Source organism: Planktotalea sp. (genome assembly GCF_018607965.1).
In the GTDB taxonomy this organism is placed as follows: Bacteria; Pseudomonadota; Alphaproteobacteria; order Rhodobacterales; family Rhodobacteraceae; genus Planktotalea.
Genome location: NZ_JABBAM010000081.1, coordinates 42,427 through 46,969, shown reverse-complemented (window position 1 = coordinate 46,969; position 4,543 = coordinate 42,427). Strand labels below are relative to the sequence as shown.

The 4,543-nt window shown below is 53.3% G+C and carries 4 protein-coding genes and 2 pseudogenes; 2 read left to right on the top strand and 4 right to left on the bottom strand.

Annotated features, from left to right (window positions below):
- Both QZ279_RS07850 and QZ279_RS07845 read left to right on the top strand, forming a co-directional pair.
- Positions 1-704: pseudogene (locus tag QZ279_RS07850) on the top strand (alpha-amylase family glycosyl hydrolase); the annotation flags it as partial.
- 12 nt (positions 705-716) lie between these two features.
- Positions 717-1,805 (top strand): annotated as a pseudogene (locus tag QZ279_RS07845) (ATP-binding cassette domain-containing protein).
- 54 nt (positions 1,806-1,859) lie between these two features.
- Here the strand turns inward: QZ279_RS07845 and QZ279_RS07840 are convergent.
- From QZ279_RS07840 to QZ279_RS07825, 4 genes are read right to left on the bottom strand one after another with little or no spacing between them, the layout of a single operon-like run.
- A complete protein-coding gene (locus tag QZ279_RS07840) occupies positions 1,860-2,090 on the bottom strand; it encodes an N-(5'-phosphoribosyl)anthranilate isomerase (RefSeq protein ID WP_293449761.1) in 231 nt (76 codons plus the stop codon).
- A 35-nt stretch (positions 2,091-2,125) separates the two neighbouring features.
- Positions 2,126-3,208 carry a dihydropteroate synthase gene (locus QZ279_RS07835; RefSeq protein ID WP_293449760.1) on the bottom strand — a complete coding sequence of 361 codons (1,083 nt, stop codon included), beginning with the start codon at positions 3,206-3,208 and terminating at the stop codon, positions 2,126-2,128.
- A 12-nt stretch (positions 3,209-3,220) separates the two neighbouring features.
- Entirely contained in the window at positions 3,221-4,150 is a 930-nt protein-coding gene (locus QZ279_RS07830) for a methylenetetrahydrofolate reductase (protein WP_293449759.1), read from the bottom strand.
- A gap of 40 nt (positions 4,151-4,190) precedes the next feature.
- Entirely contained in the window at positions 4,191-4,487 is a 297-nt protein-coding gene (locus QZ279_RS07825; protein ID WP_293449758.1) for a virulence factor, read from the bottom strand.
- Positions 4,488-4,543: the final 56 nt, after the last annotated feature.

The following is a 4,543-nucleotide window of genomic DNA, read 5'->3' as shown; positions in this document are numbered from 1 at the left end:
ACCGCTGAGCGCAGCGCGCGTTGCAGAAGTGTTTGAACGCTTTGATCGCGTCGCAAGTGATGGCTGGGCCTGCTGGCTTTGTCCAACCACGACGTGATCCGCCACACAACACGTTGGAACCTGACAGAAGACGCCCAAAAAGCCTATCTGATGCTTCTCTTATTGCTACGTGGATCTGTGTGTTTGTACCAAGGTGAAGAACTGGCCTTGCCAGAGGCGGACGTTGCCTTTGAAGATCTGCAAGATCCCTATGGCATCGAATTCTGACCAGAATTCAAAGGCCGGGATGGATGTCGTAAACCAATGGTGTGGGAGCCTTCTAATTCAGCAGGGGGCTTTTGGAATGCCGCACCTTGGTTGCCTGTTTCGCCCGAACACTTGAACCGCTCGGTGGGTTCGCAAGAAAGCGATCCAGAGGCAATGTTGCATTTCTATCGTAGCGCCTTGGCATTTCGCGCACAGCATCAGGCCCTTGGCAAAGGTGCGCAAGTTACAGTTAAAGCCATCGCGATGTGGCTGTATTTTAACGCACGCTCGAAACCTTAGAGGTTTTTTGCGCGGTAAACTTGTCAAACGCAGAGCACACTGTTTCGCTTGACGGCGAATACGACGACATTGCCGGCGCGCTAGGCGGTGCGACACGGGTCAATGGGTCGCTGACATTGAAACAATGGGGCGTCGCGATCTTGCGCCGCACAATTTAGGGAACGCACAGTATGGCAGATCTCAAACTTACCGATGTGGCGAAGACCTATGGCGGCAGCGTCGAAGTTTTAAAAGGTATCAACCTCGATATAAAAACCGGAGAGTTGATCATGTTCGTGGGTCCATCAGGTTGCGGTAAATCTACGCTTTTGCGCATGATTGCGGGCTTGGAAAAAATCACGGGCGGTGTATTAGAAATCGAAGGGCAGGTCGTGAACAACACGCCGCCCAGCCAGCGTGGCATCGCGATGGTGTTCCAATCCTACGCGATTTATCCGCACATGACCGTGCGGGATAACATGGCGTTTGCATTAAAACTGGCCAAGAAATCAACTGCCGAGATTGATGCGGCGGTAAATGCGGCGGCGGATAAACTACAGCTAACAGAATTCTTGGATCGTTTGCCCAAAGCGCTGTCTGGCGGTCAACGCCAACGTGTTGCGATTGGACGTTCGATTGTGCGCGATCCCAAGGTGTATCTATTTGATGAACCGCTCTCTAATTTGGATGCCGCGTTGCGCGTGGCGACCCGTATCTAAATCGCGCGTTTGAAAGAGCATATGCCAGACAGTACAATGATCTATGTAACCCACGACCAAGTCGAAGCGATGACGCTCGCCACGCGGATCGTTGTTTTAGCGAACAAAGGCATCGCGCAGGTCGGTACACCACTTGAATTGTACGAACGCCCCGAAAATGAATTCGTGGCACAGTTCATTGGATCACCTGCGATGAACCTCTTGTCGGGCAAGATCGTCGAGACAGGCGCGCAGACCAAAGTTCCGCTGGATGGTGGCGGAACGGCGATTTCTAACGCGCCAAGCGTTGCGGGCGATATGGGCGCGGTAGTGAATGTGGGTGTGCGTCCAGAGGATTTGGTTCAATCGAGTGGGGATTATATCTTTGAAGGAAAAGTAGATTTCGTCGAAACACTCGATGAAGTGACATTGCTCTATATGGAGACAGTTGGCAGCGACACGTCTGTGATTGGTAAGCTGGCTGGCACGCACAAGGATATGCGCGGGCAAGCGATTCGCTTTTTTGCAGTGCCGGAAAAGGTACAGGTCTTTAAGGATGGGCAGTCGCTTTATTACGCGTAACAACGATTTTTTTTAAAAATCGGGTATTCAAAATTTTCTAGAAAATCTGGCTTCTTAAATTACGATCCGGATGGGTTGTGAATTGCAGATCACGATCAATTGCGTGCGAGTTTCAAGTAATCGAAAACCGCGTCTGTGAACTTCCAGTTCAAAGAGGTCTCGACCAATTTCTTGCTCGACCCAGCTAATCTTACGCCGAATGACACCGCCATTGCGGGCTGCTTTTGCGCTAAAGACCGACTCTAGCCAATCTTTGCGCACATAGGAAAGGGTGCTGCCATCCATAGGCAACACCCGAACATATTAAAGTGAACTTTTGGTTAACCCCGACGACGACGCCCGCCTGTGCGACCTTCACGCCCACGACCTTCTTGGCCAGCCTTAGGCGCAACCTTGTTGGCACGGATCCATTCACCGCCACCATCATCGTTGTTCGTCAGAAAGTTCGCCGCGCGGATGGCTTCCATTTCTTTGCCAGAGCGTGGCTTTGTTGATCCGATGCCGAACATCTGACAGAACGCTTCATCGTCCATACCCTCTGGGAGCACGATGCCTGCGGCTTCGACTTCAGCGCGCTTTGCAGCGATCTTTGTTGGTCCGGTTGCCAAAGCCACGGGATTCATAATTGCAGATGTCATACCCGCGCCCATCGCCATTGGCAGGAACGCGTTGTTGATGCCGTGACGGTTCGGCAAACCAAACGAAATGTTTGATGCACCGCATGTCGTGTTCACACCAAGCTCTTCACGCAAGCGACGCACAAGCGTGAACACCTGCAAGCCAGCCGTTCCCATTGCGCCAATTGGCATGACCAGCGGGTCAACAACGATGTCATGCGCAGGGATACCGAAGTCAGCAGCGCGTTCAACGATCTTCTTAGCAACCGCGAAACGCACGTCGGGGTCTTCCGAGATACCCGTGTCATCGTTGGAAATCGCCACAACTGGAACGTTGTATTTCTTCACCAAGGGCAAAACCAGTTCCAGACGCTCTTCTTCGCCCGTGACCGAGTTCAAAAGGGGGCGACCCTCTGCTGCGGCCAGACCTGCTTCTAAAGCACCGGGAACAGAGCTGTCGATACAAAGAGGGCAATCGGTGACGGCCTGAACGACTTCGATCAACTGACGCATCAACGTTGGCTCAACAAAGTTGTTGTCTGCGTAGCGCGGATCGCTTGCCATTAGGCCAGAGAAAACCGCGCCAGAGTTGATGTCGAGAATGTTCGCGCCCGCTGCGACTTGCGCGATTGCATCAGCTTCAACGCGTGAAAAATCACCGCGCTCTAACTCTTCGTTCAGGATCTTGCGACCCGTTGGGTTGATCCGCTCACCAATCACACAGAACGGCTGATCAAAGCCCATGATGGCGGTTTTGGTTTTCGATTCAATTACTGTACGCGTCATGCCTGTTGATCCTTAGGATACGTTTGCGGGACGGGCCGAGGCACCGCCGTTGTTGATGGCCCAATTGGCATTGGTTTTGATGCCGCCAAGGGGGAAGAAATGAACTTTTTCGATGTTGAAGTCAGGGTTCGCGGCTTTGTGCGCGGCAAGCTGGGCCAGAACCTCTGTTGGTTCGTAGGGCAGCAGCAGCTTGGTCACATCCATCGCGCGCTTTTGCAGCACTTTCAGGGACGGACCGACGCCACACGCAATCGCGAACTTGATCAGTGTTTGCAGTTTCGCAGGTCCCGCGATGCCGATGTGAATCGGAATATCAATGCCTGCTTCTTTGATCGCATCTGACCATTCAATGATCGGACCTGCTTCGAACGCGAACTGTGTTGCCAGCGCCATGTCTGCATCAGTGCGTTCATTGAACGATTGCTTCCAACGCAGCGCGTCCATAACGTTCGCGTCTGAACCGCTTGGATCAATGTCTTTGTTGCCCTCTGGATGGCCCGCAACGTGCAAGCGTTTAAAGCCCGCTTTGTCGAACAGACCCGTTTCCATCAACTGCATAGAACTATGGAAATCGCCGTGGGGTTTCGTAACGCCACCTGCCAGCAACAGTGCTTGGGTCACGTCTGCTTCGCCCTGATAGCGTGCGATCCAATCGCCCAGTGTGGCCGCGTCTTTGACGATACGCGCAGGGAAGTGGGGCATGACGTCATACCCTTCCGCCTTGATGCGCGCGGCGGTGGCAACCATTTCCTCAATCGGCGTGCCCTCGATATGGGCAATGTAGACGCGTGTGCCTGTGGGCAAGAGGGCCGTAAAATCCTCGACCTTTTCGGCCGTGCGGGGCATCACCTCGATAGAGTAGTCCTGCAACAGAGCCTCTACTTCGGCATTATTTCCAGCATCGCTCGGCGCGACTTTTCGTTTGAAATTCAACAAGGCCATGATCGTCTCTCCCAATCCCATCAATCTACGTGGCAAGCGCTTAGGCCCAGCCATCCTTTGCAATCAGCTCTTTCAGCTTCGCGTTGTCGTATTCAGCCTCTAGGCGCAGCGCTTCTGCCTCGACGATCGCGTCAGGCTGGCCTTCAACTGTGTAGGGATCAGCTTTGCGCCACTCTGCCAAATATGCGTCAGCATCCTTGGCATTCACCTTCATGGCGGCACGATCAATCGCTTGCTCAAACCGCTCTTCAAGCTGGCGCTTGGAACCACGACGTCCTTTGCCCACAATCACTTGCGCGGGGATGTCGCGCCAAAAGACCACTGTTACGTCTGGCATGGCTGATTCCTCATTCTTAAATCTATTATTCCGTCGTAGAGCACGCGTGCCTTTAG